The sequence below is a fragment of the Dietzia cercidiphylli genome (assembly GCF_014145145.1).
Lineage (GTDB): Bacteria > Actinomycetota > Actinomycetes > Mycobacteriales > Mycobacteriaceae > Dietzia > Dietzia natronolimnaea.
The window spans coordinates 1-2,250 of record NZ_JAALEA010000279.1; the positions used below are offsets into that span (position 1 = coordinate 1).

At 73.2% G+C, this 2,250-nt stretch carries 2 protein-coding genes and 1 pseudogene; all 3 read right to left on the bottom strand.

The genetic code is table 11. The features are described 5' to 3' along the window. Positions 1 to 159: 159 nt before the first annotated feature. Positions 160 to 1,068 carry a DUF5926 family protein gene (locus G6028_RS10475; protein ID WP_182617326.1) on the bottom strand — a complete coding sequence of 303 codons (909 nt, stop codon included), beginning with the start codon at positions 1,066 to 1,068 and terminating at the stop codon, positions 160 to 162. A 100-nt stretch (positions 1,069 to 1,168) separates the two neighbouring features. Next, a complete protein-coding gene (locus G6028_RS10480) occupies positions 1,169 to 1,981 on the bottom strand; it encodes a glycerophosphodiester phosphodiesterase family protein (protein WP_182639950.1) in 813 nt (270 codons plus the stop codon). Between the two features lie 3 nt (positions 1,982 to 1,984). Next, positions 1,985 to 2,250: pseudogene (locus tag G6028_RS10485) on the bottom strand (DUF4328 domain-containing protein); the annotation flags it as partial.

The window sequence follows — 2,250 nt, forward strand, 5'->3', positions numbered from 1 at the left end:
AACGGTCACCTCGGAGGGCGCCGCCTCGTCGTCGTCGCCCCGTCTCGGTCGGTCGGCCACGCCGGCCACACCCCCTCCGCCACACGTCCGGCCGGCGACCCGGTGGTCGCCCGAGGGGATACTAGAGGCCCGTGGGCCCCGTCGGGGGCCGGTGCCGGGTCAGCGCAGGGTGACCTGACGTGCCCTCAGGCCGTCGCGCGACGCGCGCTCGTCGGAGCTGAGCGGACCGTCCTTCGCCAGGGCCTCGCCCAGTCGCGCGTCGAGCTCCAGCAGTCCCGGCGCCCACTCCTGATGGTGCATCTCCGGGTCCAGGTCGAACACCGGCACGAGCAGCCCGTGGGTACGGAACGACCCGGCGAACCGGGACCCCTCGCCCAGGTGGAGGCCGCCGGCGGAGTGCACGCGCGCGAGTGCCTCGAACAGCGCATCCTCGTCCTCCGGGCGCACCCAGCGGACGTGGGCCTTCTCGCCCGCGTCGACCCACCAGGCCGCCTCGATGCCGTCGGCCGCGACCCGGGCGGAGGGCATCATGACCTCGTTGGCGTTCTTGATGGCCTGGGCGATCTCCGGCCTGACCTGGGCGCCCTCGGCGAGCCACCAGGAGAAGTCGCCGTGCACCGCGATCTCGAGCGGGGCGTCGGCGACCACGACGTCCTCCAACGCCGGGGTGGACTCGTCCGGGTGGGAGGACGTCAGGGTCTCCCCTCCCCCGGCACGCGAGGCCCAGTCCACCGCGTAGGCCAGGTCGGCCGCCGGATCGGGTCCGTGGACCTGCACCTGGAGACCCACCATGGCCTCACCGCCCAGCTCGTCGTCGCGCACCAGGCCGGCGATGGCCCCCGGCAGGACGGTCGCCAGGATGATCTCCCGCTTCTCGGCGGTGGTGGTGAGTCGCGCGGTCGCCGACGGCACGAACTCGCGCATCGCGACCATGTCGCACTCACCGGCGAACCCGGCGAACGGCCGGGGTTCCGTGCTCAGTTCCTCACGCTCGGCCGCGCGAGCGGCGATCTTGGCCTGGCGGTTGCCGCCGGACTTGGGCTCATTATGGCGCTGACGTCTACCCACGGGCACCACGATACGGTGCGCCCGCGCGGCCCGCCCCCGGACATCGCACTCTGGTGCCGTCATCGCACGGGGGCCCAGGATCGGGCCGGGCGTGGCGGGGTCAGTCGCGACGCGTGGGCCCGTCCAGGACGCCCCGGGCCCGTGTCGGGACGTTGGTGGCCACCCACTCCACGCCCAGGTCGCGGCACAGGAGCATGTCCGCCGGGTCGTCGACGGTCCAGCAGTAGGTCCCCATCCCCCGCGACCTCCAGTACTCGACCAACCACGGCCGCGCCCGGAGCGCGCCGATGCTCGGGCCCATCAACTGGGCGCCGAACCCCTCGGCCGGCCACGACTTGAGGACGTTGCCGCGCTCGCGGAGCTGCACGGTCGGCACCTGCGGGGCCAGTTGCCTGAACCGTCGCACCGCCATCACGGAGAAGCTCATCATGAGCGCGCGGGACTCGGCGTGCGAGGCGGGCCGGTCCAGACCGAAGTACCTCAGCTCGTCCCGGAGCGCGACCTCGACGCGGCCGCCGGTGGGCACCGGGTGCTTGGTCTCCAGGAACAGCTTCACGTGCGGGTACGCCTCGGCCATCACCAGGAGACTGCGCAGCGTGAGGAGTGGTTCGGGCCGGCGGTGCACCGGATGCCAGGAGCCCAGGTCGAGGGCGGACAGCTCGTCCAGGGTGCTGGAGTGGACCCAGACGTCGCGGTCCGCCACGCGCGCGGTCCGGGGATCGTGCAGGAGCACCGGGACACCGTCGGAGGTGAGCCGCACATCCACCTCGAGCGCCTCTGCGCCCTGCTCGAGGGCCTTCTCGTAGGCGACGAGCGTGAGTTCGGGGAACTCGGCCGAGGCCCCTCTGTGGGCGACGACCCCGCTCCCGGTGGACACCGTGGACCGCAGATGTGTGGTCGCGGGGACCGTCACGTCTCACTCCTCTCGAGCCGGGGACGTCTCCACGATGCCCCGCGGGAGAAGCCGCCGGGTGAACCGCGGGGAAGGCTCATCGAAACTCCGCATGACGGTCCGGGTCTCACGCGCCGCCCACACCGCGGCGGCCGCCGCGAGCGCGGTGAGGAGAACCGTGTCCGCCGCGGCCTGCGAGCCCTCACCCGTGCCCCGCCACAGTGCGAGCGCGACCGCGATCCCGTTCACGGCGACGGCCACCCACCACCGGAGGAGTCCGGACCTGGTGG